Origin of the sequence: Synechococcus sp. CCY9202, assembly GCF_034931685.1 — a bacterium.
Lineage (GTDB): Bacteria > Cyanobacteriota > Cyanobacteriia > PCC-6307 > Cyanobiaceae > CBW1002.
Genome location: NZ_JAYGID010000024.1, coordinates 43,099 through 69,116, shown reverse-complemented (window position 1 = coordinate 69,116; position 26,018 = coordinate 43,099). Strand labels below are relative to the sequence as shown.

The following is a 26,018-nucleotide window of genomic DNA, read 5'->3' as shown; positions in this document are numbered from 1 at the left end:
ATTCTGGGTCCGTGCCCTGCCGGCACGGACCGTTGTCGTGACCGCCCCATGCGCTCGCTCCGCCTCTCCCTGCTCTGGGGCAGCGCCCAGGCCGGCACCAGCCTCACCCTGGCCTCCACCGCCTGGATGGTGAGCGGCCTGACGCCGTCGCCGCTGCTCAACAGCCTGTTGCCGGCCCTCGGCACCCTGCCGGTGCTGTTGCCGCTGCGGCGCCGAGCCTCCGGCTATGGACTGCAGCTGGTCAGCGTGATGCTGCTGCTGGGCGTGAGTCTGGGCAAGCTCTCCGGCTGGCCGGCCACCGGGCTGCTGATGGCGTCCCTGCTGGCGGTTTTGCTATTCGGCATCGGCGGAGAACTGAGCCAGCTGCCGTTGCAGCGGCGCCTGCTGCGCTCGCCAGGACTCTCGATCGAAGGCCTGCGGCAGGGCAGTGACCTCGGCTCCCTGGCGGGCAACCTGCTCACGGCCGTGTTGTTTCCGGCCGTGAGGCAGTTCGTGCCGGCTCTGTTGTTGCTGCTTCCCCTCGGGGCCACTGCTCTGATGCCGCGGGAGCAGGCTCCGGTTGGCTCGGCTGATGGCGCTGCGGAAGCGACTGCCGCGGCTGCGGCCCTGCCCTCGATGGCCCCGCTGCCCCTGGATCGCCACTGTGTGCTGCAGGGGCTGCTGTTCGGCAGCCTCTTCGCGCTGCTGCCCCTCTGGGTGCGGGCCGTGGGGGCAGGCAACTGCTTTGACTTCGCCATGGTGCTGGCGGCCTACGGCGTGGGCCGCAGCCTTCAGGGCCGCCTGCCGGTTCTGGCGACCTGGGCCCGCTATGGGCTGATGGCTGGCCTGCTGCTGCTGACCCAGGTTCAAGCCTTGCCGGGCTGGGGGGCGGTGCTGCTGTTCGTGCCCATCGGGGCTCTGGCTGCCGCCGCTGATGGAGCCTTGGTGGATCGCCTGGCCGTTCGGGGCGACGCTCCCCTGCGCTGGCAGACCTTGCAGCGCTCCGGCGCTGTGGGCGGCCTGGCCGGCAGCCTGGCGATGGGCCTGCTCACCCAGTCGCTGGGCCTGGGCCAAGCCATTCCGCTGCAGGTGCTCGCCTTTGTGGCGATGGCGCTGCTGCTGGGCCGGCCGCCACGGCCTGCGGTCTCCAGCTGAGCGATGGAGGCCTCTGTCCTGCCGCCGCTGCTGCGGCTGGTCCCCCTCGCCCCGATGCTCGCGGTTCTGGCGGGCGTGGCCCTGGATCGGCTGGTGGGTGATCCGCAGCGCTGGCTTCACCCGGTGCAGGTGATCGGCTGGGGCATCGGATGGTTCCGTCGGGTTGCTGAAGATTGGGCGGGCGATCGGCCCGGACGCTTGCGCCTGGCTGGCACCGGCCTCACCCTGCTGGTGGTCGGTCTGAGCGGCCTGGCTGGTTGGCAGGTCGAGCGGCTGACCCTTGTGCATCCGGTCGCGCTGCCGCTGCTGGTGATCGCCCTGGCCAGTGCTCTGGCCGGCCGCAGCCTGGAGCAGGCTGTCCAGGCCGTCGTCGCGGCTCTGCCGCCGTTCACGTCAGGGCGCTCGCCCGCTGATCTGGAGCTGGCCCGCCAGCGGCTGGCCTGGATCGTGGGCCGCGATGTGGATGGCCTGTGCCGCTCTGAGATCCTGCGGGCTGCCGCGGAAACCGCCAGCGAGAACGCGGTGGATGGTGTGTTCGCGCCCCTGTTCTGGATGCTGCTGGGTGCGCTGCTCTGGTGCGCCTGGCCTGATCGTGCTCTGGTCGTCCTGCCCGGCCCCCTCTGCCTGGCCTGGAGCTTCAAGGCGGCCAGCACCCTGGATTCGATGCTCGGTTACCGCCAGGGCCGTCTGCGTTGGCTCGGCACCGCCGGCGCCCGCCTCGATGATCTGCTCACCTGGCTGCCCTGCCGGCTGGTGGCCCTGAGCCTGCCGTTGGCGGCGGGTCGGCCAGGTTCAGCCCTGGTGAATTGTCGCCGGGCTCTGTTGCAGGGGAGGCCGGACCCGTCCCCCAATGCAGGCGTCTCTCAAGCCGCCTATGCCCTGGCAGCGGATGTGCACCTGGGGGGGCTGAACCATTACGGCGGCCTACCGAAGCTGAAGCCGGTGCTCCATGCCGCCGGAAGGCCCGCCGATGCACTGGCGGTGACCCGCATGCTTCAGCTCACCAGACGGCTCACGGGGCTGTGGTTGCTGTCGGCCCTCGCCATTGCCCTTGCCCTTGGCGGTTGCATTGACGTGACACCGTGGTCGACTCAGTAAGCGCCGCGATCCGTGGGGTCGAGGATGACACTGAAGGTGCGCAGGATGATGCGCAGGTCCATCCAGAAACTCCGGTGCCGCGCGTAGGACACATCCAACTTGACCCGCTTGGCATAGGTGAGGTTGTTGCGGCCGGAGACCTGCCATAGGCCGGTCAGACCGGGCCGCACGGCCAACACTTCATCCATACGGTCGGCGTAGCGATCCAGCTCCTTTTCCACGATCGGCCGCGGACCCACCACGCTCATCTCACCGCGCAGCACATTCACGAACTGGGGCAACTCGTCGAGGCTGGAGCGACGCAGGAATTTGCCGAGGCGGGTGATGCGTGGATCCTTGCGCAGCTTGAAGTCGTTGCGGTATTCCTCCTCCAGATCGGGCGATTCCGCCAGCAGGGCGGAGAGCAACCTGTCGGCATCGCGCCGCATCGTGCGGAACTTGATGCAGCCAAAGCTGCGATAGCCCCGTCCCACCCGCTGCTGCACATAGAACACCGGCCCGCGGGAGGTGAGCCTGACCAGAAGGGCGAGCAGCAGGAACACTGGCGCACCCAGGCTGAGCACCGCCAGCGAAAACACGATGTCGCCGCTGCGCTTGATCACCCGCGAGCGCCTCGACTGCAGGCGAATCAGCTGATGGGCGGAGGGTCGCTTCACCAGTATGAGCGGGGAGGGCAGGGACAGCCGCCGCAGGGTTCCTGGCGGGGCCGTCCAGGCACCGACCAGGGAACCACCCCCAGAGAAAGCAGGGGAGGGTGCGGCGGAGATGGACGCAGACCCTGCGTTGGCAGGTCGGGAGGCAGGGGCAAGAAACGTAGCGGCAGACGGCAGCGAAGCCGCACGGCGGTGGCGGCAATCTAAAAATCGGAGTCAGGCCGCCCCATTCATCGGTGGCAGCTCCTCCAGAGGCACAGGGGCCCTGGCATGGGCGAGGCGGTGGCGATGGGCTAGCCACAGGGTCTCCAACCGCTCCTGCATGCGGCGACGGAAGCAGGCCGGGGAGAAACGCTGGGCCCAGTCGTGCTGGGCGTCAGCGGGAAACCGCCGCCAGAGCCGCTTCGTGTGGAAGTGATCCAGGGCCGCCGCCAGGCTCTCCACCGATTGATCAGGGAACAACAGCCCGGTGGGCTGGGCCGCGCCGCTCTCCAGACAACGCACACTATCCAGCAGGCCGCCCTGCCCCAGCGCGATCACAGGGGCGCCGGCCGCCATTGCCTCCACCGGCGCGATCCCGAAATCCTCCAGCCCCGCATAGACGTAGGCACGGCACTGTTGCAACCAGGTGGTCACCTCATCGGCGGGGCGGTGGCCGAGAAACTGGACGTTGGGGCCTGCCATGGCTTCGAGTCGCCGTCGTTCGGGCCCATCGCCGATCACCACCAGCGGTAACCCGAGGCGATTGAAGGCTCCCACCACCAGATCGACCCGCTTGTAGGGCACCAACCTGCAGACGCTGAGATAGGTGTCGCTGCGAGGCTGGTCCCAGCGGAATCGAGCCACCTCGACCGGCGGATGCACCACCGTGGCGGTGCGTCGCCAGCAGCGCTGGATCCGGCGGGCAGTGAAGCGGGAATTGGCGATCAGATGGTCGACCCGGCTGCTGCTCACCACGTCCCACTGACGCAGGCGATGCAGCTGGCCGCGGATCAGCGGTCCGAGCGGACTGCGCGCCAGGGCGGAGCGCGCCAGATAGGCATGCATCTGATCCCAGGCGTATCGAACCGGCGTATGGACATAGCTCACATGCAGCTGATCGGGTCCGGTGATCACACCCTTGGCCACCAGATGGTTGCTGCTCAGCACCAGCGGGTAGCCGCCCAGGTCGAGCTGCTCGATCGCCAGGGGCAATAGGGGCAGGTACTGCTGCACATGGCTGACGCCCCACGGCAGCGTCTGGATGAAGGAGGTCTCAATCCGCCGGCCATGCAGCCAGCTCCCCGGTCGCTGACTCTCCCCATCCACCAGGGCAAAGAGCTGGGGATGGAGCAGGGCATCGAGCTGCTCGACCACGGCCTCCGACCCCCCCACCGCCCGGGGTGTGAACCACTCGTGCACCAGCGCGATCGAGGTGGGCAGGGCTGTCATGGCGGGAAGGTTAGGCGGCCTTCATCACGAAAACTCTCAGCACCTTGCCCCCTCTGGGTCAGCTGTCGAAGCTGGGGCCACCACTTGGGAGTTCCCGCTACGGGTCACCATGCCCATCCGCGAACTGCTCGAAGACGCCCTGCAGGAACCTGCCATCGGCACGACTCCCTGCTTCAGCTGGCATGCAACCCCGGTCGGTATCGCTGCGCTCTGGTGTGCCGGTGAGGCTCCATCGGCTCCTCCGTTCGATGACGCCCTCAAGGAAGGTCTCCAGGTGGGGCTTGACCTGAGCCGGGAGGAACGTGAATTCCATCAACTCAGCTCAGGGCTGGTGCTGCTGTTCCACTCCTGAGGGGGACCAGCGAGCTCGCCTGCCACCACGCACCACTCGTGCACAACCCAGCGCACGCAGCCCTGGCGCACCAGCGGATCGCAGGAGACCAGCCGTTCGGCCTCGTCGCGATCGCTGGCCATGAACAACAACATCCCGCCAGCTCCACTGAGGCCCTGACGATCCCTCCAGTAGCCGCTGCTGGGGCGATGACCCGCAGCCTCCAGCTCAGCCAGCCAGCCCCGATGGGCCGGCACCGCCGCATCGAAGCGTGCCTTGTCCACGATGCCCTCCTCGAGCTTCACGAACCAGCGCTGTCTTGTCGCCCGCTCCACTGCGCCCATGCCGCTGGCCCCAAAATTAGGAAGCGCTGTCGTATCCAAGGGTGCTGTCGTGACCTGAGGCGCCAGATGCTGAGGTTTAGAGTCTCGTCACCGGGGCGTGGCGCAGCTTGGTAGCGCGGGTGCTTTGGGAGCACTAGGTCGCAGGTTCGAATCCTGTCGCCCCGACTGACTTTTCACCGATCCTCCCTCCGGGGCGTGCCCAAAACGTGCCCAAAACCGGGTGCATAGGCACGGTGCCTGGGCGGGCGTGCCCAAATTGAGCTGGGGAGATCAGGCTGGTCTTGAGCAGTGCCGCCTGGTGCCCATGGGTCAGCGTCTGATCGTCTCCGACAACCGGGAGGATCCCGGTGATCCGTTGATCCTTGATGGCCAGGCGATCGATGAAGCCGCTCGGGATCCAGTGGCCATCGGCAAGTTGATGGTGGATCAGGCCTGGGCTGAGGGCATAGACCCCACCGGTGGCGGCCTGTACTACGAGCGCAACAGCAACCAGCACCGCCGGCTACAGGTCTTTGAAACAGGCAGCGAGGACTTCATGACCGGCGGCTGGGTGCGGGTGCTGGCCACGGCCGAGCAGGTACGCAAGGAGCGTCCTGGCATGGAGCGTGCTGCCAAGGCGGGCTTGGTGAGGATCCATGGCACCCACCGGGGCGTGCTGCTGGTGGAGTTCCTGGACGTTCCCTGGGGCTGAGCAGGCACCGCAGGGCTCCGGTCGGCAGCGGCTGTCCTTCAGCGTGCCACGGCTGCGCCGTGGCGTGCATCGGCCAGCCGCCGCCGCCCTCCGCTCCGGGGCCGGAGTGGGGGTGGCGGGCAGGGCCGCTTTCCCGCGGCTGCGGTGGCGGAAGCGATGCCAGCCGGCATGGGGATGGGGTGAGGCTCAAAGTTTCCTCACGCGGCTGCGCGGCCAGCTGGGCATTCAGTGCTGAATCTGGCGGGTCTGCTTTTCAGCTTTCCGATCCATCAGCGCATGCCTTTGCTTTGCGTAGATCCATTGCCCTGCAGCCGCTCTGCCCGCTTCTCAGTGCATTTGTACTGGTAGAATAAGAGCTGCGCCAAAGGCCACGAGCCCATCGCCTGCGGCAACGAAATCCTCGGACAACTTGCCCCGTTCGTTTGCTCTGTAGCCCATGAGCTTGTCCTCTGCTGCAGTGGCCCAGGCCGCTGCATTGTCTTCCCTTGGCCTCCTGCCGCCGCCGGCGTTGGCCCATCGCTCGATCGTCATCGTCGCCGCTGGTGGCCGTGATCTCTTCTGGCCCCAGGAGCGCATCGCCTCTGCCCTGCTCCAGCGCTCTGGAGGCCGGCCTGTTCACTTGCTGCTGCATGGCGGGGCCCGTGGCGCTGATCGCGCCATCGGCCGTGCCGCCCAGCAGCTCGGCTGGCGGGTCCAATCCCTCGCCGCTGATTGGCGCCGCCATGGCCGCGCTGCCGGCCCCATCCGCAATCGCCTTCTGCTGGAGCAGGCCCTGGTTGAGGCCCAGGCCCACACCTCCCCAGCGTTCAGCGCCTCGGTGCTGGTGATCGCCTTTCCCGGTGGGGCAGGCACGGCCTCGCTGGTACAGCAAGCCCGCCGCTGCTCCTCCCGTTCGCCAGTGCCGGTGGTGGTGATGGAAGTGCCGCCGCCGCCGTTCTCGCCGGAGCCCCTCCCCGCCTGAGGCGCATCGGCTGCCCCGTTCTTCTTGTCCCTTATCCCCATTCACCACCCCATGGCCGTTCTCACTGCCCCCGCCGCGCATCTCTCCCCATCTCTCCCACAGGCCTCTGGCCCGGCCTGCACTCTCCAGCGCTCCGGCTCCCTCTGGCAGCTGGGCATCGAGGCCCAGGAGCTCACCACCTCCATCGCTCAGCTGGCCCAGCAGCTGGAAGCCGACGACGAAGACGCCCGCGCCCAGGCCCTCGCCGAACTTGAAGCCGCCCTGCTGGCAGAAGAGGGCAACAAGCAGGCCCTCGCTGCCAAGGCCGATGCCACCTGCTGGGTGATCGAGCACCTCCGCGGCCAGGCCGCGTACCGCCAGCAGCAGGCCAAGCGGCTTACGGAGCTGTCCCGCTCCGATGCCTCCCGGGCCGACGCCCTGGAGGAGTCGCTGGTCTTTGTCCTCACCCAGCTGCAGCCCACAGCCACCCGCTTCTCGTTCCCGAATCACGAGCTCACCTCCCGCAAGTCCCAGGCCGTCGAGATCGACGACGAGGACGCCCTCGATCTCCAGTGGCTGAGCTTCTCCACGACCAGCAAGCCGGACAAGGCCGCCATCAAGGAAGCCCTCAAAGCAGGCACGGAGATCACAGGCGCCCAGCTGATCTCCCGCCGCTCCTGGCGCATCTGTTGAGCGGGGCACAGGCCCCATGCAACTGGGGTCCTGGCTGAGCAGCTGGGACCCCCTCCCCTCCTCACACCCTTTCGCTTCCATCGCCATGACCGTCGCCGCTCCTTCCGCCAACGGGGCCCGCACCACCAGCCGCCCCGCTCCCCCTCGACCGAGCCAGAGGCCGCCCTCGGCCCGGGAGCTAATCCGCTCAACTGACCGCGCCGAGGAGGCTCCAGCAAAAGCCTCGGTACCTTCACCGCCACAGGAAGCCCCCCAGGCTCCGCCTGCCGGCTTCTCCCCCGAGCAGCTCGCGGCGCTCTCCGCCCCGCTCGATCGGGCCAACGTCCGCCAGCGGGAGCAGGGCCGCGGGAAGGTCGCCTATGTCGAGGGGTGGTTTGCGGTGGCTGAGGCGAATCGCATCTTTGGCTTTGACGGCTGGCAGCGCCAGACCATCGCCGTCCACTGCGTGGCCCAGGCCGAGCGGCTGATCGGCAGAGATCAGAAGCCCGGTTGGGGCGTCACCTACACCGCCCGTGTGCGCGTCACCGTCACCGCCGGCAGGCTGACACCCCTGGTTCGGGAGGGCAGCGGCGCCGGCCACGGCATCGATGTGGACCTGGGCCAGGCCCATGAATCCGCCCTCAAGGAGGCCGAGACCGATGCCATGAAGCGGGCGCTGATGACCTTCGGAAACCCTTTTGGCCTCGCCCTCTACGACAAGGCGCAGCGGCATGTCAGCAGCGCCGGGGGCCAGGGTGATGGGCCCCAGCGGCCTGGTGGGCAGCGGTCTTCTCTGAGTCGGCCGGTGGCTGGTTCTCCCTCCGCCGCCGCTGACTCCCCGGCTCAGGGCCGCACCCAGGCCACGGCCCCGACGCCTCCGCCATCAGCCCCGGCCGACTCCGGCCAGGTGGCCCTCGATGCCGAGACGATCCAGCACCTCCACAGCACCCTGCGGGCCCTGCCCCGCCCCCTGCTGGAGAGCCTCACCCGGGCCTTCCGCAAGCGCTTCCAGGTGCCCGAGGCCGCTGCCACCATCGCCGATCGGATCAACCAGAAGTGCCACCACGACTGGATTGAGACCTTCCTCGTGCAGCACCAGGCGAGCAGCGACTGAGCCCCTGGCGCCAAAGCGCATCCTTTGCTAGTACAGGTGTACGCCTGTCGTGGTTGTCATGGTGCCGGTCCCGCTCTCCCGTCTGCAGCCTTCCCGCACCGACGAGATCGAGGACTGGCCCTATCTCGATGAGGCCGTGCTGCTCAGGACCCGCAGCCGCAGGGTCTGCATGACCTGCCACTGGTTCCGGCACCACGCTGGGGTGAACTGCATCCCAGTCCTTACCTGCCAGCTGCACCAGGGCTTGATCGCCCACGGCGAGCACCTCACCAGCCACTGCCAGGGTTGGACCGACGACCAGGTCCGCCAGAAGGGCTGGGCGCCGGAGGTGGCCTGAGCGCCCCATGAACGTCGGTGACCGGAAGCGACCGCCGCTCTCGCCCCAGGAAGGCTGGCTGAGCGACGGCCGCCAGGTGCTTCACTTCAAGCCAAGGCGTTACGACCGTTGGAGTCAGAGCCTGGAGGTGACCTTCGGGGTGGTGATGGCCGGCGGTGAGCCGCCGCTGCTCAAGAAGCGCAGGGAGCTGACGCGCGAGCAGGCGATCAAGCTCTGGGCCCAGAAGCGCCAGCATGGCTGGCAGCCTTGCGCGCCCCAGTGGCTGCCGCCAGTGCCGCTGTCGCCGGGCTGATCAGAATCGAGGCCATGGAGCTCCATGCAGACCTCAGCCAGCGCGCAGTGCTCGACAGCAACGCCCTGGCCTGGACCCCATCGCCAATGGCAGGGGTGGAGCGGCGGATGCTGGATCGCCGCGGCGAGGAAGTCGCCCGGGCCACCTCACTCGTGCGCTACGCCCCCGGCAGTCGCTTTGAGCGCCACAGCCATGGCGGCGGCGAGGAGATCCTGGTGCTGGAGGGCACCTTCTCCGATGAGCAGGGCGACTACCCAGCCGGCACCTACCTGCGCAATCCGGTTGGCTCCAGCCATGCTCCCTTCAGTGAGGCGGGCTGCACGATCCTGGTGAAGCTCCACCAGATGCACCAGGCCGATCAGCAACGGCAGGTGATCGACACCACCGCCGCTGCCTGGGTGCCGGGGCTGGTGCGCGGGCTGGAGGTGCTGCCCCTGCACGCCTTTGGTTCGGAGCACGTGGCCCTGGTGCGCTGGGCGCCGGACACGGTGTTTCAGCCCCACGGCCATCCAGGCGGCGAGGAGATCTTTGTGCTCGATGGCGTGTTCCAGGATGAGCACGGCACCTATCCGGCCGGCAGCTGGCTGCGCAATCCACCCGGCAGCGTGCACCGGCCCTGGAGCGAGGCGGGCTGCACCATCTGGGTGAAGACCGGCCATCTGCCCGCCACCCAAGGCCCCGACGGCTTAGAAGCGTGAGCCCGGAGTCTGCAGAAAGGCCAGCTCCTCCGCGCTCGACACCCGCCCCAGGAGCGCGTTGCGGTGGGGGAAGCGGCCAAAGCGGGCGATCACATCGATATGGCGGCGGGCGAAGTCGGCGGTGCGTGATTCGCTGAACCGCTCGAACAGCGGCAGCGCCGTCTCCTGCACCGCCAGGTCTTCGCTGTGCATCAGCGGCATCAGCCAGAACTGCCGCCGCGCCTGCTCGGCTTCGGCCTCCAGCCAACCGCGCTCCACAGCCTGCAGGCTCAGCGCCAGGGCCTGGGGATCACCCGCGAAGGCCATGGCAGTGTCGCGCCAGATCTGGCGTGGGAACTGGTCCAGCAACAGCACCAGCGCCAGGCCTCGGGACGGCTCTGCATTCCAGTCATCGAGCTCACCGGCGATCGCCCGCCGCGTCAGGCCCAGGAATCGTTCCCGCAGCAGGGCATCAAAGGCCGCGTCCTTGGCGAACCACTGGCGCGGCCGGCTCTGAACGAACCAGAAGTCCAGCACCTCGCTGACCTGGTGGCGCTGACCAGCCATCAGAGCAGGCCCAAATGGGGAAAACACTGGCCAGCTCGATGCCCTTGCACTCTTCCTGATCTTCATGTCGCTGACCCTGCTGCTGCGCTTCCCCTGGGGCGTGTTGCCCCTGATCGGTGTCTCCGCACTCGTGGGATTGGAGCGCGGTTTGCTGCAGCTTGTGGTGGTATGAGGCTCCAGGCATCCAGCCGCTTGGTCACCGTGGTGCCTCTGGTATCAGCTCAACGACTCAGTGGCCTTGGATGCTCAGATCGTGTCCCAGTGTTTTTTGCTCGTCATGGGTCTGAGGAGAGGCTGCTTTTGTCAACGGTTCAGACGCCCCGCAACACCGCGCTCAGCATCGAGAGGTTGATCAGCACAATCACGCTGGCGCAGATCCAGCCCGCGGCCTGGAGCCAGAGCGGTGCTTTCAGATCGCCCATCAGGCCCCGGCGGCCGCAGAACCACACCAGCGGGATCACCGCGAAGGGCAACTGCAGAGACAGCACCACCTGGCTCAGCACCAGCAGATTTGTTGTGGCCCGTTCACCGAACAGGATCACTGTGGCCATCGCCGGGATCAGCGCGAGACCGCGGGTGAGCAGCCGCCGCTTCCAGTCCGGCAGACGGATCTGCAGGAACCCCTCCATCACGATCTGGCCGGCCATGGTGGCGGTGAGCGTCGAGCTCTGGCCCGCCGCCAGCAGGGCCACGCCGAACAGCACGCTGGCGAGCGACGTGCCCAGCATCGGCGTCAGCAGCCGGTAGGCCTCGCTCAGATCCGTGACCGGCTGCGGTAGCCGTCCGTAGAAGCTGCCGGCGGCCAGCACCAGGATCGAGACATTGATCAGAAAGGCCAGACTGAGGGCGATCAGGGTGTCCCAGGTGCTGAAGGCGAGTGCCCTGCGCGTTGCTCCCTTCGCCGCGCTCCAGTGGCGGGTCTGCACCAGCGAGGAATGGAGATAGAGGTTGTGGGGCATCACCGTGGCACCGAGAATGCCGGCCGCCAGAAACAGCTGCTGCCCGTCCCTGAGGCTGGCGGCCTGGGGAAGGAAGCCCTGGCCCACCTGGCTCCAGTTGGGCTGCAGCAAGAACATTTCCACCGCGAAGCAACCCCCGACCAGGGCGACCAGGGCGATCACCAGGGCCTCCAGCCGCCGGATCCCGAAGCGCTGCAGCGCCAGCAGCAACAGGGTGTCGGCGGCCGTGAGGCCCACCCCCCAGGGCAATGGAAGACCGAAAAGCAGCTGCAGGGCAATGGCGCTGCCCACCAGCTCGGCCAGGTCGCAGGCAATGATCGCCACTTCGGCCAGCAACCAGAGGGGGATTCGCCAGAACCGCGGCAGCAGACGGCTGCAGGCCTGGGCCAGGTCCAGCCTTGTGGCGATGCCCAGCCGGCAGCAGAGCGACTGGAGCACCATCGCCATCAGGCTGGAGAGCCCGATCACCCAGAGCAGGCGGTAGCCGAACTGGGAGCCCGCCGCAAGATCGGTGGCCCAGTTGCCCGGATCCATGTAGCCCACGGCCACCAGGTAGCCGGGGCCCAGCACCCGCATGAAGGTGCGCAGCATGCCCAGGCCTGCAGGCACCTCCACCGTCTGGGCATTGGTGCGCGCGGCCGTGCCGAGCGGTGCATCAGGCATGAAGCGACGCCAGCGGAGTTGGAGGGTAAGGCGAGGGTGGCGGCGATCCTGCTGGGGCATGGCTGGGCTGACCCCGCCCTGGGGAAGGGATCACGGCCTGCTCAGAAGTCACGCGGACCAGTGTAGCCACTGAGATCAGCGAGGGTGTTCAGTGGCTTGACGCCCGAATCCACGACGCCCTTGATCTGCCAGCTGGGATAGCCCTGAACCCCCTGCAGCTTGCACAGCTGCGCCTGGCTGTTGGCGCCGTCTTCGGCGCATTCGATCACCTGGAGCTTGGCGGCGGCCTCCTTGCCGAAGGCCTCCTTCTGGTCATGGCAGTGGGGGCACCAGTACGCCGTGAACACCCGGGCGCCGACGCTGCTCAGATGCTCCGCCAGGGCAATCTTGGCCGGCGAACTGGCGCTGATGACAGCTGGAGCCGCCCGTCCGCTTTGAGCGACAGGCTGGTCCGCCGATGCTGCCCAGCCCAGCCCCAGCAGACCAACAAGGAGGACTGTCATCACTCCGCGAAAGATCAGTTGGCTGCGGTCGATCCAGCCACCTCCAACAAGGCTCAACAGGAACAGCGCGAGGCTGAGGGCGGCCGACACCACACAGAAGGTGCAGAAGGCCTTGATCTCGAAGACCAGGAGCCCCATCAGCAACAGGCTGAAGACGGCCATGCCGCAGCTGACGAGGAACAGAGCCCAGCGATTGCCCTCCGAGGCTGGGGCCCGCAGACCTCCTCGCAGCAACGGCATCAGGGCCAGCAGGAGCACCGTGGTGTAGGCCAGGCATCCAAACAGAGAAAGCGGCTGGCCCAGCAGCGTGCCCCAGGCGCTGCCGAGCACCTTGTCGCAGCCATCGCTGCCGCCCGGACAGGAGAGGCTGCCGATCCAACCCCAGCGCTTGGCGGTGATCGAGCCGGTGTCGATTATGCCGATCGTGGCGAGCACGGCCATGGTGAGCCGCACCCAGGGCCGGCCTGGCTCCTGGCTAGATCGACGGCTGGAGAGAGGTTTGGTTCGCGTAGCGCTGCTCACAGGGGGAGAGAACGGCTGAGATACGGCCATTGAAAAGCCTGAAGTGGCTTCAGGGTCAAGGGCCTAGCGTTGCGCCAGGGAGGCTTGTCCGCCCGACTTGCCACCTACCCAAGGGGATGAATCCATGCAGATCGGCGAGTTGGCACGGTCCACCGGGGTCAAGATCGAAACCATCCGCTATTACGAACGCGAGCACTTGCTGCCGCTGCCACAGCGCACGGATGGCAACTATCGCCTCTATTCGCCGCGGCATGTGGAGCAGTTGCGCTTCATCCGCTACTGCCGCAGCCTTGACATGAGCCTGGAGGAGGTCCGCATCCTGATCAAGGTGCTCGACACACCGTCCGGAAGCTGTCTGACGGTGAATGCCCTGCTGGACGAGAAGATCGCCGAGGTCGATGCCCGCGTGAATCAGTTGCACAAACTCCAGGATCAGCTACGGCAGCTCAGAGAGCTTTGTCAGCAACCGGATGAGGTGAAGACCTGTGGCATCCTCATGGAATTGAACCGTTCGGCTGGAATCGACAAGGCTCAGATCTGACCATTTCCGACCAGGCTCAGCCCTTGATCTTGCCAAGCGTGGGAGTGCGTAGCAGCCGCAGGCCATTGGCGATCACGATCAAGCTGGTGCCCATGTCCGCGAAGACCGCCATCCACATGGTGGCATTTCCGGCCACGGTGAGCACCAGAAACAGGGCCTTGATTCCCAACGCCAGCGCGATGTTCTGGCGCAGGATGCGAAAGGTGCGGCGAGAGAGGGCGATCGTTTCCGGTACGCGCATCAGATCGTCGTTCATGATCACCACATCGGCGGCTTCGATGGCGATGTGGGTGCCGGCTGCCCCCATCGCAAAGCCGATGTCCGCCTGGGCCAGGGCCGGGGCGTCGTTGATGCCATCGCCGGCCATGGCCGCGAATCCGTAGCGGGCCTGCAGATCGGCCACCGCCTCGAGCTTCTCCTGGGGCAGCAGGTTGCTCTTCACCTGCTCGATGCCGGCCACGGCCGCAATCGCAGAGGCGGTGGCTGCGTTGTCACCCGTGAGCATCACTGGAGTGACGCCTAGGGACCGCAGGGCCTCCATGGCCGTCGCCGAGCTGGGCCGAACGGTGTCGGCGACGGCGATCAGGGCGAGCACGCCGCTGTCATCGGCCAGCAGGCTGAGCGAATGGCCCTGGCGCTCGTGAACCTGCATCGATGCTTCCAGGTCGCTGGAGCAAAGCCCCAGCTCCTCGATCCAGCGGTGATTGGCCAGCATCAGTGGCCGCCCCGCAATCACGCCCCGCACCCCGCGCCCCGGCAGGGCCTCGAAGGCCTCCACAGCCAGCCGCTCGCCATCAAGGCCGGCGGCCACCGCCCGCGACACCGGATGGTCGGAGCGCTCCGCCAGGCTGCTGGCCAGCTGTTTCAGAGCGCCAGCGTCCGCCCCTTCTCGCCGTGAGGAGAAGGCCACCAGCTTGGGCTGGCCCAGGGTGATCGTTCCGGTCTTGTCGAGGGCCAGCACCTTGATCTTGCGGGCCTCCTCGATATAGAGGCCGCCTTTGATGATGATGCCGCGGCGGGCGGCGGTGGCCAGGCCGCTCACCACCGTGACCGGTGTAGCGATCACCAGCGCACAGGGGCAGGCGATCACCAGCAGCACCAGCGCCTTGTAGATCGCCTGGAGTGGGGTGAATCCCAGCAAGGGCGGCGCCAGCAGGGCAACGGCCAGGGCCACCACGAACACCGCCGGGGTGTAGCGGGCCGCAAAGCGATCGACGAAGCGCTGGATCGGAGCACGGGAGGCCTGCGCTTCCTCCACGGCCTGGATGATGCGCGCCAGGGTGCTGAGCGAAGCCGGCGCCGTCACCTGGATTTCCAGGGCGCCGCCCTGGTTGATCGTGCCCGCAAACACCGCATCGCCTGGGCCTTTGTCAACCGGCAGGCTTTCGCCGGTGATCGGGGCCTGGTTGATCGCACTCTCGCCGGAAAGCACCGTGCCATCAAGCGGCAGCCGTTCACCTGGGCGGACACGCACCACATCGGCGATGGCCACAGCACTGGCGGCCACGCGTTGCCAGCGGCCATCGCTCTGGCGGATCTCCGCCTCGTCGGGAGCCAGGGCCATCAGGCTGGTGATCGCCTGGCGAGCCCGCTCCACCGCCCGCGCTTCGATCGCCTCGGCCACGGCATAGAGCGCCATCACCATGGCGGCTTCCGGGAAGCGGCCGATCAGGAAGGCGCCCGTGACCGCGACGCTCATCAGCGCATTGATGTTGAGCCGGCCCTGGCGCAGGGCGGCCAGGCCTTTGCGAAACACGGAGAAGCCCGCCAGGGCGATCGCGGCGAGGGCGATCCCGATCTCCACCAGCTCATGGCCCGGGTAGGCGGGAACGACCAGATGCAGCAGCTCCGCCGTGAGCGCCAATGCCAGGGAACCCCCCAGGCGGATTCGTTCAAGGCGCCGTTCGGCGCGGGTCTGGGCGGCGGACGGCCGGTGATCGGCGCTGATCGGCTCCGGATTGAATCCCAAACGGCGGATCGCCGCAAGGGCGGAGTTGAGCGCGGCTGCATCCGCATCGATCGCCAGCACGCGCTCGGCCAGCAGGAACCTCAGGCTGCGGATGCCGTCGACACCTGAAAGGGCATGGCGGATCTCGGTTTCCTCGGTGGCGCAATCCATGGCGCTGATCCGAAACAGCGTTTCTCTGCCGCTTGCCGGCTCCGGTTCCGTGGTGGCTCCGGCCTTCTGTCCGCTGGTTCCGCTGTTGCAGCAATGTTCCGCCATGGTCCTGTCATCCAGACCCCAGCAAACAGCCTGTAGTCACTTCAGGGTCAAGGGTCTGGGTGGGTCCGTGTTTCCGCAGGTTGTTGATCAACGCAGCTGGGAGCACTCCCGATCCTGCAACAGCTGATCCAGCCCATCGGCTTGCCGGGCCAGCTCGGCTCCAGCCGCCGTGTAGAACCTGAACTGCCTGCGGTTGACGTAGAGAACCCGCTGGCTGCGTAGCAGCTGTTCTTCCGCCTTGTGGCGGCAGTCGAGCAGGGCCTGGTAGTCGATGGTCCGCTCGTTGCGGTCGTTGGCATTGGCCCCATCGGCCTGCTGGCTGAGGACCGGGCAGATCCGTTCACGGATGGTTCGAACCAGGGCGATTTCGGCCTTGATGGCCTGCTCGGCCAGGGCATTGCGTTGCTCCAGCAGGTTCCGACAGGCCTCTAATTCAGCCGCCAACGAAGGAGCTGCAAGCCAACAGGTCAGCAACAGGGTTAGGACGTGGCGCATCAATGTGATCGAGGTTGTGGCAGTTGGAAACAGTGCGACCTGCGAAATCGAGAACGCTCAGCCGAAGGCGCACCTCCCCTCTCCCGAGCGCACCAGCACCTTGTCATTTCAGTGGCGCTGGGATTCGGCGCGGCCAACACGGGTGGTCACCTGGAAGGGATTGAGGTGCAGATGGATGGGGTAATCCATGACATCGTCATTGATGATCAACCAGTCTTCCGTGCTTTCGAGGACAACACGGATTTCAATGCGATCGGGATCGAAGGACTGGCCCACCCACGCCCAGCACTTGTTGGCGCTTGAGGGGGGAGAGTCAAGTCTTGGAGGACCGGCATCGGCCGGCGCGGATTTGCTGCGCCCTTGCCCTTGACTCTCCAGACCACAGGAGACTATACGGTGAGGTGGCCTCAACCTGCCGCCATGCGCCCTTCCCGCTTCACGCCAACCTTGATCGGTCTCGCCTCTGCCCTCACCGTGGCAGTTCCTGCCCTGGCCCAGATGCCCGGTGGCATGAATCACGAAGGACACCAAGGCATGCCAGGGATGATGGACATGCCTGGGATGTCTGCCCCTGCTGGATCCGCCCCTGCCCAAGGCGCCCATGCTCATGACGTGGGCCCGGCTGGCTCCACCTACGACCTGCGCTTCATCGACGGCATGGTGCAGCACCACACGGGGGCCCTGCGCATGAGCGAGTTCGTCTTCGGGATCGGCCAACCCGGTGTTGGGGCGCTCGGAAATTCAATCTGGAGGGATCAGGCCAAAGAGATCCGGGCGATGGGGCTGTGGCGCAAGGCCTGGTATCCCCAGGCCCCCGTTTATCCAGTGACGCTGGCGAGCGGCGGCGATCCAAACAGCCTCGCGGGCCTGACCCGCATGAGCCAGTCCCAGATCGACGGCATGCGGATGATGGGCGACGGACCCACAAAGGAGAACCGGGTGGTCTGGTTCCTTGAGGGCATGATCGAGCACCACGCGGGGGCGTTGATGATGGCCCACGATGCCCGGGCCAAGAGCACCAACCCCACCATCCGGCGCTTCGCGCGGGAGGTGATCGTGGCCCAGAGGGCCGAGATCATCGAGCTGCGGCGGATGCTGGCGTTGGAGGGCTTGCGCAAACCGGAGTACTACAAATACGACAGGCTCTTTGCCCTCTGAGCCCTCCAGGCAGCCGGGCGCCCGCAAAGGAGTGGCTCTGCTTGCAGGCCACAGATCAGTCATCCCTTGACTCTCCAGTCAGATGGAGCCTTTAGGATGAGTTCAATCCTTCACTCATCGGCTAGGAATGAACGTGCCGCAACCCGATCCAGATCATTCCACCTCTGGCGGTGCGTCGCGGTCGCACCGCCGGGGGTGGCTTCTGGCCACGGTCCTGGCCGGGCTCTCCGCGGTTGGCGTCGGCTACTGGCTCTCGCCGTCCACCGTCCGGACGTCAGTGGCTCGGAGTGCAGCGTCGACTGACGCCTTGGCAACCAGCCGCCAGGTGACGGCCTACCGCACGGCCAGCTGCGGTTGCTGCAAGGGGTGGCTCGACCACCTGCGTGCCAACGGCTTCAGCGTGAAGGATCACGTTGTGGCCGACCTGGAAGCGGTCAAGAGCTCATTGAACGTCCCAGGAGACTTGGCGTCCTGTCACACCGCCAAGGTGGCTGGTTTTGTGATCGAGGGGCACGTCCCTGCCGAGGCGATCGATCAGCTGCTGCGGCAGCGACCGGCGGTGGTGGGAATCGCCGTGCCGGGAATGCCCCTCGGTTCGCCGGGCATGGAATCATCCCTGCGTAGCGAGTCCTACACGGTTTACTCCTTCGGTCGCGATGGCTCCCGCCGCACCTTCCTGCAGATCGAGGCCTGAGGGAGAGATGGTCTTGCATCTTGGTCGCCGTTCCTTTCTTGCCATGGTCGGTGGTGCTTCAGCCATCGCCACCGGCTCAGCCCTGCTGGGACGCACTGCCCAGCTTCGATCCCAAGCCAGCACGGGTGTACCAGCTCAGGCCCGCCTGCGCTCCAGCGGCGGACGCCTGGACCTGGAACTGGTGGCCCAGGAAACCAATGTGGCGATCCCGGGCGGCCCGTCCAGGGCCCTCACCTACAACGGCCTGCTGCCTGGGCCCCTGCTGGAGGCCGAACCCGGCGATGCAGTGCGGATCGAGCTGGTCAACCGCCTGTCTCGCCCCACCAACCTGCACTACCACGGCCTCCACATCTCTCCCGGCGGCAGTGCTGACAACGTGTTCGTGAGCGTGGCCCCCGGCGCAAGCCACAGCTACGCCTTCACCCTGCCGGCCGACCATCCTGCCGGCACTTTCTATTACCACCCCCACCGACATGGCACGGTGGCCGATCAGGTGTTCGGCGGCCTCGGAGGGGTGTTCATCGTGCGCGGTGCCCTGGATCAGATCCCCGAAGTCCGCGCCGCCGAGGAGCAGGTGCTTTTCCTCAAAGACCTTCCCGGTGAGGCGGGTTCCAGCCCGATGGGCATGGGGATGATGCTGGGGCGTGAGGGAGCGGTGCTCACCGTCAACGGTCAGGTGAACCCGGCGCTGACGATCCCCTCAGGGGGTCTGCTGCGGTTGCGGATCGTGAACGCCTCCAATGCCCGCTTCTGGCGGCTGGCCCTCGAGGATCACCCCTTCCACCTGATCGCCACCGATGGCGGTGCCATCGAGGCACCAGTGGAGCTGTCGGAACTGCTGCTGGCCCCCGGCGAGCGGGCTGAGGTGCTGGTGCGGGGCGAGCGCCAGGGCGGTCGTTACCGGCTGCTCAACCTTCCCTACGCCAGGGGGGCCGGCGGAATGATGGGCGGTAGGGGCAGCCGCATGGGCATGGGCATGGGCATGGGCATGGGTAGAGGAATGGGAATGGGAATGGGAATGGGAATGGGAATGGGCAGAGGAAGGATGGGATCAGGCTTTGAGCAGCAGGCTCCGGTGCCGATCGCCACCTTGAACTACGCGGGCTCGGTGACGCCCCTGCCGCTGCCCGAGCGCCTGCTGCCGGTGGAGCCCCTGCCGGCGCCGGTGCGCCGCCGCCGCTTCGTGCTCAACCACGGCATGGCCCCCGGCCTGGGCATGGTGTTCCTGATCAATGGCCGGGCCTTCGACCACGGCCGCACCGACACCTCCGTGAGCCTCGGTGACACCGAGGAGTGGGAGCTGGTGAACGACGGCGTGATGGACCACCCCTTCCACGTGCACATCAACCCCTTCCAGGTGATCAGTCGCAACGGCACGCCGGAGCCGTGGCGCGCCTGGAGGGATGTGGTGCTGGTGCGCCCAGGCGAAACCGTACGGGTTCGCACCCGGTTCGATGATTTCGCCGGACGCACGGTGTATCACTGCCACATCCTCGATCACGAGGAGCTGGGCATGATGGGCACCCTGGAGATCAGCGCCTGAGCGCTCGCGACCAACCTGGACCGCGCCGCCCTGGGTCACTCCACCTCAAGGCTGCCCCGCACCATGTTCATGCCGCAGTGGAACGGATAGCTGCCGGCAGCCCTGGCCGGCAAGTCCACGGAGGTGGTGGCATCCAGGGGCAGATCGAGGGATTTGTGGAAATCAGGGAAGATCACCTTGGCCACGCAGCCGCTCGGATCGACCCGGTGGAACGTAAGCCGCACCGGCTGGCCGGCCTTCACCCGGATCCGTGAGGGCGCATAGCCCCCATCCACGGTGATGGTGATCTCCTGCAGGCCGTGCTCGCCCTCGCGGGCCGCCACGCCACCACCATGGCGGCCGAGGAACCACCACAGCTCCCAGATGATCAGCGCCACCCCTGCGCCGGCCACCAGGACCTTCAGCAGCACGGGCTGCTCGATGCTGCGCCAGAGCGGCTCGGCGGTGGAGGCGCTGGTGGCAGCGGTGGCGGCGACGGCAGACAGGAGCGGCATCAGGGCTGGGAGTGTCATCAGGCAGCCCTCGGCAGGGGCGCCGGCTGGAAGCGGCGCAGCCGCAGGGCATTGCTCACCACCGACACGGAGCTGAAGGCCATGGCGGCGCCGGCGAGCATCGGGCTCAGCAGCCAGCCGGTGAGGGGGAACAGCACACCCGCGGCGATCGGGATGCCGGCCACGTTGTAGGCGAAGGCGAAAAACAGGTTCTGGCGAATGTTGGCCATGGTGTGGCGGCTGAGTTCGATCGCCGCCGGCACGCCGGCCAGGTTGCCGGAGATCAGGGTGATGTCGCTGGCGGCGATCGCCACATCGGTGCCGGTGCCCATGGCCAGGCCCACATCGGCCTGGGCCAGGGCAGGGGCGTCGTTGATGCCGTCGCCCACCATCGCCACCGGGCCCTCCCCCTGCTCCTGCAGCCTTTGCACCACGGAGGCCTTGTCGGCGGGACGCACCTCGGCCACCACCCGCTCGATCCCCACCTGGGCGGCCACCACCTCAGCGGTGCGGCGGGCGTCACCGCTGAGCATCACCACCTGCAGACCCAGCCGCCGCAGGGCCGCAACCGCCGCCGCCGAACTGGGTTTGAGCGGATCGGCCACCCCGAAGCAGGCCTCGATCCGCCCGTCCACCACCACCGCCGCCACACTGCAGGCGAGGGCCTCCAGGCGTTCCACCAGGGGCTGAAGGTCCGCGGTGTCGATGCCGAGTTCGGGAAACCAGCGGGGGGTGCCGACCCGCACCTGCTGGCCATCGATGACCCCCTGCACGCCGCGACCCGCCACGGCCTCGAAGTCCGTCACCGCCGGCAGGTCGCCCGAGCCCAACTGGCTGATGGCATAGGCCACGATCGCCTCGGCCAGGGGATGCTCCGAGCGGGATTCCAGGGCGGCCGTCAGGGCCAGGAGGGTGTCAGCCGGCAGCGCCCCACCGGAGAGCCGCTCGAACTGGGTCACCTCCGGCTGGCCGCGGGTGAGGGTGCCGGTCTTGTCGAGCACGATGGTGCGCAGCGTGCCGGCGGTTTCGAGAGCCTCGGCGCTGCGGAAGATCAGGCCGTTCTCCGCCCCCTTGCCGGAGGCCACCATGATCGAGGTGGGGGTGGCCAGACCCAGGGCGCAGGGACAGGCGATCACCAGCACGCTCACCAGAAACAGCATCGCCAGCACGGCATTGCCGCTCACCAGGAACCAGACCACAAAGGCGGCGATGGCCAGGGCGATCACCGCCGGCGCAAACCAGCTCACCACCTGATCGGCCACCCGCTGCACCCGGGTACGGGAGCTCTGGGCCTGGCGCACCAGCTCCACGATCTGGGCCAGCACCGTGTCGCCTCCCACCCGGCTGACCCGGAAGCTGAAGCTGCCACTGCGGTTCATCGAGGCGCCGATCACCGCATCGCCCACCGCCTTGGCCACAGGCGTGGGCTCCCCGGTGAGCATCGATTCCTCCACCCAGGAGCTGCCTTCGCTCACCACCCCATCGGTGGGCAGCTTCTCGCCCGGGCGCACCTGCACCAGATCGCCCACCACCAGCTGTGAGACGGGGATCTGCACCGGCTGGCCGTGACGCAGCACCCGGGCCGTGGGGGGCTGGAGCTGCAGCAGCCGCCGGATCGCCTCGGAGGTCTGCCCCCGGGCGCGGGCCTCCAGCAGGTTGCCCAGCAGCACCATGGTGAGGATCACGGCGGCGGTTTCGTAATAGACGTCTGCCGGCAGGCCCTCGGCGATCAGCAGCTGGGGGAAGAGGGTGCTGAACAGCGAGGTGAACCAGGCGATGCCGGTGCCGGCCGCCACAAGCGTGTTCATGTCGGCGCTGTGATGCCGAAAGGCCGAAGCGGCGCCGCTGAAGAAGCCCCGGCCGCACCAGAACAGCACCGGCGTGGTGAGGATCAGCTGGGTCCAGGGGCTGGTGAACCAGGCCTGCAGAAAGGGCAGGCTGTGGACCCCGAGCATGTGGGGCAGGCTGGAGAGCATCACCAGCGCGGTGAGCACCACCGCCACACTCACCTTGCGGCGCAGCTGGGTGAGTTCGCGGGCCAGCTCCCGCTCCATGCCATCGGCCGCGCCGGCTGGATCCTCGGCATGGCAGCAGGGAGGGCTGGCGGTCGGGGTGCTCATCAGGAGGCCTGGAGGCAGCGCCGAGGCGCTGCAGGGGACGTACTTTTCAACCTATGGGGTCCAGTGGACTGGAGAGTCAAGGCCCTGGTGGATTGAAACGGCCTGCCGGGGGAACGACGGCGGACAGAGATGGTTAGAGTCTCCCCAGTAATGGAGAGTGTGTTTGCCCATGGCCGCCGCCACTCCCGCTCCCGCACCTGCACCCGCCGCCTCCCGCTCCGCCGCCACGCCAGGGGCCGGCCGCCCTCCAGGGGCGGCGCCAGTGCCTGTCGGCATGAAGATCGGCGCCCTGGCCAGCCGCAGTGGCCTGCCCGTGAAAACGCTCCGCTACTACGAAGAGCTCGGCCTGCTGCCGGCGGTGGGCCGCAGCGAAGGCGGTTACCGCCTGTTCGGTGAGGAGAGCCTGCGGCGCCTGGACTTCATCCGGCGGCTCAAGAGCCTCGGACTGACTCTTGATGACATTCAGGAGTGCCTGGCGGTGCACGATGCCGGTGAGCTCCCCTGCGGCGACATCCAGCGGCAGCTCCAACGGCAGATCGATCTGGTGGACGAACGGCTGCGGGAGCTGCGTCTGTTCAGGAGGGAACTGCAAAGCCTGCTGCAGAACTGGCAGAGCGATCCAGCGCCGAACATGGCCGTGATCTGCCCGAATCTCAACGTCTGATCAGCCCCCGGCCAGCGGAGGTCGCATGAACATTTGGCTGGATTGTCAATCCACTCGCAAGCCCGTGGCCACCTTGGAGATGGACAGTTCGCGGGCGGCGTCGAAAGGATGGCCAACATCGAACCACGCCGAAGAGTCTTCGGACGGCCAGCCCTGCTGCTGGCCACGGGAGGCATCATCGCGGTCTCCCTTTGGGCTGGCACCCGGTGCCTGTCCCAGGGTATGGGCGGTGCCGGCATGCCCGGCTACGAGGGCGGTGCCGGTATGCCCGGGTATCGAGGAGGCGTGGGTGGCCCGGGCCAGATGGGGATGGGTTATTCGGATCAGCAGTTCGTCGTGATGATGATCCCCCACCACGACGGGGCGATCGCCATGGCCGATCTCGCCCTCACCCGCGCCCAGCGGCCCGAGATCAAGGCCCTGGCGAAGAGCATCAAGGCCAGTCAGACCCGCGAGAACGCCCAGATGCGTGCCTGGTACGAGCAGTGGTACGGCAAAGATGTGCCCAGTTGGGGACCGGGCACAGGCTGGGGTTGGCAGAACGGCATGGGCATGGGTGGAGGAATGGGCATGGGCGGGGGCATGGGCATGGGCATGGGCATGGGACAGATGGGTGGTGGCACGAACCTCTCTGCCCTGAGCGCAGCCCCTGACTTCGACCGTGCCTTCATTGAGCAGATGATTCCCCACCACCAGATGGGCGTGATGATGGCCTCGATGGCCCAGACCAATTCGCAGCACCCGGAGCTTCGTCAGTTGCAGCAGGCCATGGTGCGGGTGCAGAGCGATGAAATCCAGCAGATGTCCCAGTGGTATCGCAGTTGGTACGGCACACGCTGAGGCCACCGATGGATCAGTTCTTCATCATCGACACGCCGAAATCCTTCGAGGAGGCCAGCGCCGCCCTACAGAAGGCGGTGGCGCAGCATGGCTTCGGCGTGCTGGCCGTGCATGATCTGGGCCACACCCTGCGCAGTAAAGGTCAGCCGTTCCTGGAGCAGTGCCGCATCTTCGAGGTGTGCAACCCCCAGCAGGCCGCCGCATTGCTCAGCACCACAATGGCGCTCAACATGGCGCTGCCCTGCCGGATCTCCGTCTACACCGAAACTGGCCAGACCCGCATCGGCATGATCCGGCCCGAGGCGATGCTCGCCAGCCTCTCGGCCGATCCCGCCCTGAAGGAGGTGGCCCGCGCGGTGGAGGCCTCCACCACGGCGATCATCGAGGACGCTGCGGCTTAGCGCTAGCGGCAGTATCTGAGCGGCTGCGATGCTAAGGAGGTTCTGTGCGCCGAGTTTCGCGCCAGCCGGCTGCGCTACGGGGTCTGGCAGGTGCCGGGTGGGATCACCCAGACCTGAGATTTCCGGCGATGTCGCAGCACAACGGTGATCCCCGATGGCACAACCCCTGGCGGCCGCCGCTATAGCTGCAAGGAGATCGGCTCCTATGCCCGTGCTCAGGAGCTGCTGCGCCAGGGGCACACCTATCTCGATGGCAACGGCGATGGACAAGCCTGTGAAGCGTTGCGCTGACAGGGTTTCTGGCGGTACGGGAACAGGCACTCCAAAGGGCCACTACCACCTGAAAAACGACGTACCTTGAACTTGAGGGGAGGCCCGGGAGCCAACCCGACCCTCGCCCTCCAACAGAGTCCGGCCAGGGAACACCCGAGCCGGTGCGCTCAGCGGAGGTGCGCCAACGATGCGACACACACAAGGTGAACTCGGTGACGCGGCGCGAGCGTCATCCCGTAACCGCAGAGAGCGATACGCCAGTTCTGTTTCCCGCGTTCTTAAATCTCGGGCTGCATAACCCGAGCCGGGATCACAACCGAGAAGGTCAAGCCCCGAGCATCTCTTCTCCCAGACGTGATCTCCAGTCCTTTCCTGTCAGGCCCCAGACAGACAACGCGTGAACCACAGACACCCGACCCGATCGAGTCCCAGATGCCAAGGCTCAGATCCGCGACCGGTGCTAAGGCGCCCCCCACGGGGCGCCTTCCTGTTGGCGAGACAATCACATGGTCACACCTGCGCTGCTCTGACCTCCTCCCGATCGCCCCTGCAGATCCGCCCCTATGAGGCGGCCGACTGGCCGGGGGTGTGGGCGCTGCTGGAGCCGGTGTTCCGCGCCGGCGAAACCTTCCCGCACGACCCGGCGATCTGCGAAGCCGAGGCCCGGGTGGCCTGGGTGGAGCAGAGCCACGCGGTGATGGTGGCCGTGGATGCGACCGGTGCCCTTGTGGGCACGTACTACCTCAGGCCCAACTCCCTGGCTCTCGGTGCCCATGTGGCCAACGCGGGCTATGTGGTGGCCGAGCAGTGCCGGCGCCAGGGTGTCGGCAGCCGCCTCTGTCAGCACTCCCTGCAGGCGGCGCGGCGGCTGGGGTTCCGGGCGATGCAGTACAACCTGGTGGTGAGCACCAACAGCGCCGGCATCGGTTGCTGGCAGCGCAACGGCTTTCAGCTGGTGGGAACCCTGCCGGGGGCGTTCCGCCACGAGCAGTTGGGTTACGTCGATGCCTTGGTGATGGTCCAGGGGCTTGTGGAGGGGCCGCCCCCATGAAGGTGGTGCCGTTGCGCCTGCAGCCGGGCGCTGACCTGCGCCGGGCACTGCAGACCTGGATGGCCGAACAAGACGCACAGGCCGGCTGCGTGATCAGCTCCGTGGGCAGCCTGACGGTGGTGCAGCTGAGGTTGGCGGGAGCTGCCGAGGCCACGGTGATCCGCGGCGACCTGGAGATCCTCAGCCTGGCCGGGACGCTTTCGCCCGATGGCGCCCATCTGCACATCGCTGTTGCCGACAGCAGCGGCGCCGTGATCGGCGGTCACCTCTGCGCCGGCTCGCTGGTGCGCACCACCGCCGAGCTGCTGCTGGGCCTGCTGCCGGACTGGCAGTTCAGCCGGGAGCTCGACCCGGCCACCGGCTACTCCGAGCTGCGGATCAGTCCTCGGGCTCCGAGCTGAGGGGCGGCAGCCGTCGCTCCACCTGCAGGAACACCAACCAGGCCACACCGGCGCTGATGCCGCCGGTCCAGTCGTTGCGCAGCAGCTCCACAATCGACACCGTGCTGGCGCCGATGCGCAGGCCGCGCAGCAGGAAGCGGCCCAGCTTCTCCAGCGTCTCTCGGTTCACCGCCATGGGCTGGCGCCAGCACAGA

The 26,018-nt window shown here is 67.3% G+C and carries 32 protein-coding genes and 1 tRNA gene; 21 read left to right on the top strand and 12 right to left on the bottom strand.

What is annotated here, in order from left to right; genetic code table 11:
• Positions 1–48 precede the first annotated feature (48 nt).
• Positions 49–1,134 (top strand): hypothetical protein, encoded by a 1,086-nt coding sequence (locus tag VB777_RS03040; RefSeq protein ID WP_197153765.1) that lies wholly within the window; start codon positions 49–51, stop codon positions 1,132–1,134.
• 3 nt (positions 1,135–1,137) lie between these two features.
• Complete coding sequence (cbiB, locus tag VB777_RS03035) at positions 1,138–2,232, top strand: adenosylcobinamide-phosphate synthase CbiB (protein WP_323247046.1); 1,095 nt, start codon at positions 1,138–1,140, stop codon at positions 2,230–2,232.
• Here the strand turns inward: cbiB and VB777_RS03030 are convergent.
• Positions 2,226–2,924: a sugar transferase gene (locus VB777_RS03030; protein WP_370594701.1), complete on the bottom strand. Its 699-nt coding sequence runs from the start codon at positions 2,922–2,924 to the stop codon at positions 2,226–2,228. The genes cbiB and VB777_RS03030 overlap by 7 nt on opposite strands.
• 177 nt (positions 2,925–3,101) lie before the next feature.
• A complete protein-coding gene (locus VB777_RS03025; protein ID WP_323247043.1) occupies positions 3,102–4,316 on the bottom strand; it encodes a glycosyltransferase in 1,215 nt (404 codons plus the stop codon).
• Positions 4,317–4,425: 109 nt separating this feature from the next.
• On the opposite strand from VB777_RS03025, the gene VB777_RS03020 reads away from it, so the two are divergent.
• Positions 4,426–4,668, top strand: a complete 243-nt coding sequence (locus VB777_RS03020) for a hypothetical protein (RefSeq protein WP_197153763.1) — start codon at positions 4,426–4,428, stop codon at positions 4,666–4,668.
• Here VB777_RS03020 and VB777_RS03015 read toward each other — a convergent pair.
• On the bottom strand, positions 4,629–5,030 hold the full coding sequence (locus VB777_RS03015; RefSeq protein ID WP_323247040.1) for a YciI family protein: 402 nt from the start codon (positions 5,028–5,030) through the stop codon (positions 4,629–4,631). The genes VB777_RS03020 and VB777_RS03015 overlap by 40 nt on opposite strands.
• A 52-nt stretch (positions 5,031–5,082) precedes the next feature.
• Here VB777_RS03015 and VB777_RS03010 point away from each other — a divergent pair.
• The 8 genes from VB777_RS03010 to VB777_RS02975 all read left to right on the top strand — a co-directional run bounded on the left by VB777_RS03010 (position 5,083) and on the right by VB777_RS02975 (position 9,735).
• A tRNA-Pro gene (locus VB777_RS03010) sits at positions 5,083–5,156 on the top strand.
• Between the two features lie 82 nt (positions 5,157–5,238).
• Entirely contained in the window at positions 5,239–5,682 is a 444-nt protein-coding gene (locus VB777_RS03005) for a hypothetical protein (protein WP_323247037.1), read from the top strand.
• 436 nt (positions 5,683–6,118) lie between these two features.
• Positions 6,119–6,643: an SLOG family protein gene (locus VB777_RS03000; protein WP_323247035.1), complete on the top strand. Its 525-nt coding sequence runs from the start codon at positions 6,119–6,121 to the stop codon at positions 6,641–6,643.
• A 51-nt stretch (positions 6,644–6,694) separates the two neighbouring features.
• On the top strand, positions 6,695–7,315 hold the full coding sequence (locus VB777_RS02995; RefSeq protein WP_323247033.1) for a siphovirus Gp157 family protein: 621 nt from the start codon (positions 6,695–6,697) through the stop codon (positions 7,313–7,315).
• 85 nt (positions 7,316–7,400) lie between these two features.
• The gene (locus VB777_RS02990; RefSeq protein WP_323247031.1) at positions 7,401–8,408 is read left to right on the top strand and encodes an RAD52 family DNA repair protein; all 1,008 of its coding nucleotides are present in this window, start codon (positions 7,401–7,403) and stop codon (positions 8,406–8,408) included.
• Between the two features lie 58 nt (positions 8,409–8,466).
• The gene (locus VB777_RS02985) at positions 8,467–8,745 is read left to right on the top strand and encodes a galactose oxidase (RefSeq protein ID WP_323247029.1); all 279 of its coding nucleotides are present in this window, start codon (positions 8,467–8,469) and stop codon (positions 8,743–8,745) included.
• A gap of 7 nt (positions 8,746–8,752) precedes the next feature.
• On the top strand, positions 8,753–9,037 hold the full coding sequence (locus VB777_RS02980; RefSeq protein ID WP_323247027.1) for a DUF1651 domain-containing protein: 285 nt from the start codon (positions 8,753–8,755) through the stop codon (positions 9,035–9,037).
• A gap of 14 nt (positions 9,038–9,051) precedes the next feature.
• Entirely contained in the window at positions 9,052–9,735 is a 684-nt protein-coding gene (locus tag VB777_RS02975) for a cupin domain-containing protein (RefSeq protein WP_416238301.1), read from the top strand.
• On the opposite strand, the gene VB777_RS02970 is transcribed toward VB777_RS02975, so the two are convergent.
• The 3 genes from VB777_RS02970 to VB777_RS02960 all read right to left on the bottom strand — a co-directional run bounded on the left by VB777_RS02970 (position 9,724) and on the right by VB777_RS02960 (position 12,847).
• Complete coding sequence (locus tag VB777_RS02970; protein WP_323247023.1) at positions 9,724–10,281, bottom strand: DUF924 family protein; 558 nt, start codon at positions 10,279–10,281, stop codon at positions 9,724–9,726. The genes VB777_RS02975 and VB777_RS02970 overlap by 12 nt on opposite strands.
• A gap of 311 nt (positions 10,282–10,592) precedes the next feature.
• The gene (locus tag VB777_RS02965; protein WP_323247021.1) at positions 10,593–11,963 is read right to left on the bottom strand and encodes an Nramp family divalent metal transporter; all 1,371 of its coding nucleotides are present in this window, start codon (positions 11,961–11,963) and stop codon (positions 10,593–10,595) included.
• A gap of 41 nt (positions 11,964–12,004) precedes the next feature.
• A complete protein-coding gene (locus VB777_RS02960) occupies positions 12,005–12,847 on the bottom strand; it encodes a vitamin K epoxide reductase family protein (protein ID WP_416238299.1) in 843 nt (280 codons plus the stop codon).
• Positions 12,848–13,052: 205 nt separating this feature from the next.
• On the opposite strand from VB777_RS02960, the gene cadR reads away from it, so the two are divergent.
• On the top strand, positions 13,053–13,469 hold the full coding sequence (cadR, locus tag VB777_RS02955; protein WP_323247015.1) for a Cd(II)/Pb(II)-responsive transcriptional regulator: 417 nt from the start codon (positions 13,053–13,055) through the stop codon (positions 13,467–13,469).
• A 16-nt stretch (positions 13,470–13,485) separates the two neighbouring features.
• On the opposite strand, the gene VB777_RS02950 is transcribed toward cadR, so the two are convergent.
• The 3 genes from VB777_RS02950 to VB777_RS02940 form a co-directional block, all read right to left on the bottom strand.
• Positions 13,486–15,693, bottom strand: a complete 2,208-nt coding sequence (locus VB777_RS02950) for a heavy metal translocating P-type ATPase (RefSeq protein WP_323247013.1) — start codon at positions 15,691–15,693, stop codon at positions 13,486–13,488.
• 87 nt (positions 15,694–15,780) lie between these two features.
• The gene (locus tag VB777_RS02945; RefSeq protein ID WP_186696709.1) at positions 15,781–16,137 is read right to left on the bottom strand and encodes a hypothetical protein; all 357 of its coding nucleotides are present in this window, start codon (positions 16,135–16,137) and stop codon (positions 15,781–15,783) included.
• A gap of 159 nt (positions 16,138–16,296) precedes the next feature.
• On the bottom strand, positions 16,297–16,464 hold the full coding sequence (locus VB777_RS02940) for a multicopper oxidase domain-containing protein (protein ID WP_255460007.1): 168 nt from the start codon (positions 16,462–16,464) through the stop codon (positions 16,297–16,299).
• A gap of 144 nt (positions 16,465–16,608) precedes the next feature.
• Here VB777_RS02940 and VB777_RS02935 point away from each other — a divergent pair, with 144 nt between their 5' ends.
• The 3 genes from VB777_RS02935 to VB777_RS02925 all read left to right on the top strand — a co-directional run bounded on the left by VB777_RS02935 (position 16,609) and on the right by VB777_RS02925 (position 19,583).
• The gene (locus tag VB777_RS02935; protein ID WP_323247011.1) at positions 16,609–17,346 is read left to right on the top strand and encodes a DUF305 domain-containing protein; all 738 of its coding nucleotides are present in this window, start codon (positions 16,609–16,611) and stop codon (positions 17,344–17,346) included.
• Positions 17,347–17,653: 307 nt separating this feature from the next.
• The gene (locus VB777_RS02930) at positions 17,654–18,040 is read left to right on the top strand and encodes a DUF411 domain-containing protein (protein ID WP_225875591.1); all 387 of its coding nucleotides are present in this window, start codon (positions 17,654–17,656) and stop codon (positions 18,038–18,040) included.
• Between the two features lie 7 nt (positions 18,041–18,047).
• Positions 18,048–19,583, top strand: coding sequence for a multicopper oxidase family protein (locus VB777_RS02925; protein WP_323247009.1), 1,536 nt, complete (start codon positions 18,048–18,050; stop codon positions 19,581–19,583).
• Between the two features lie 35 nt (positions 19,584–19,618).
• Here the strand turns inward: VB777_RS02925 and VB777_RS02920 are convergent, their stop codons facing one another.
• Positions 19,619–20,095 (bottom strand): cupredoxin domain-containing protein, encoded by a 477-nt coding sequence (locus tag VB777_RS02920; protein ID WP_323247007.1) that lies wholly within the window; start codon positions 20,093–20,095, stop codon positions 19,619–19,621.
• Positions 20,095–22,194, bottom strand: a complete 2,100-nt coding sequence (locus VB777_RS02915) for a copper-translocating P-type ATPase (protein ID WP_416238298.1) — start codon at positions 22,192–22,194, stop codon at positions 20,095–20,097. Before VB777_RS02915 ends, VB777_RS02920 begins: the two co-directional genes overlap by 1 nt.
• Positions 22,195–22,363: 169 nt before the next feature.
• Here VB777_RS02915 and VB777_RS02910 point away from each other — a divergent pair, with 169 nt between their 5' ends.
• The 6 genes from VB777_RS02910 (at position 22,364) to VB777_RS02885 (ending at position 25,824) form a co-directional block, all read left to right on the top strand.
• Positions 22,364–22,858, top strand: a complete 495-nt coding sequence (locus tag VB777_RS02910; RefSeq protein ID WP_323247005.1) for a heavy metal-responsive transcriptional regulator — start codon at positions 22,364–22,366, stop codon at positions 22,856–22,858.
• Between the two features lie 108 nt (positions 22,859–22,966).
• Positions 22,967–23,698, top strand: coding sequence for a DUF305 domain-containing protein (locus tag VB777_RS02905; RefSeq protein ID WP_323247003.1), 732 nt, complete (start codon positions 22,967–22,969; stop codon positions 23,696–23,698).
• Positions 23,699–23,706: 8 nt separating this feature from the next.
• The gene (locus VB777_RS02900; protein ID WP_186696702.1) at positions 23,707–24,099 is read left to right on the top strand and encodes a DUF302 domain-containing protein; all 393 of its coding nucleotides are present in this window, start codon (positions 23,707–23,709) and stop codon (positions 24,097–24,099) included.
• A gap of 144 nt (positions 24,100–24,243) precedes the next feature.
• The gene (locus VB777_RS02895) at positions 24,244–24,390 is read left to right on the top strand and encodes an excalibur calcium-binding domain-containing protein (protein ID WP_323246999.1); all 147 of its coding nucleotides are present in this window, start codon (positions 24,244–24,246) and stop codon (positions 24,388–24,390) included.
• 472 nt (positions 24,391–24,862) lie between these two features.
• Entirely contained in the window at positions 24,863–25,423 is a 561-nt protein-coding gene (locus VB777_RS02890) for a GNAT family N-acetyltransferase (RefSeq protein ID WP_323246997.1), read from the top strand.
• Positions 25,420–25,824: a PPC domain-containing DNA-binding protein gene (locus VB777_RS02885; RefSeq protein ID WP_323246995.1), complete on the top strand. Its 405-nt coding sequence runs from the start codon at positions 25,420–25,422 to the stop codon at positions 25,822–25,824. The genes VB777_RS02890 and VB777_RS02885 overlap by 4 nt, the downstream gene beginning before the upstream one ends.
• On the opposite strand, the gene VB777_RS02880 is transcribed toward VB777_RS02885, so the two are convergent.
• Positions 25,802–25,999, bottom strand: a complete 198-nt coding sequence (locus VB777_RS02880; protein WP_186696699.1) for a hypothetical protein — start codon at positions 25,997–25,999, stop codon at positions 25,802–25,804. The two genes, VB777_RS02885 and VB777_RS02880, sit on opposite strands and share 23 nt — an antisense overlap.
• Positions 26,000–26,018 lie beyond the last annotated feature (19 nt).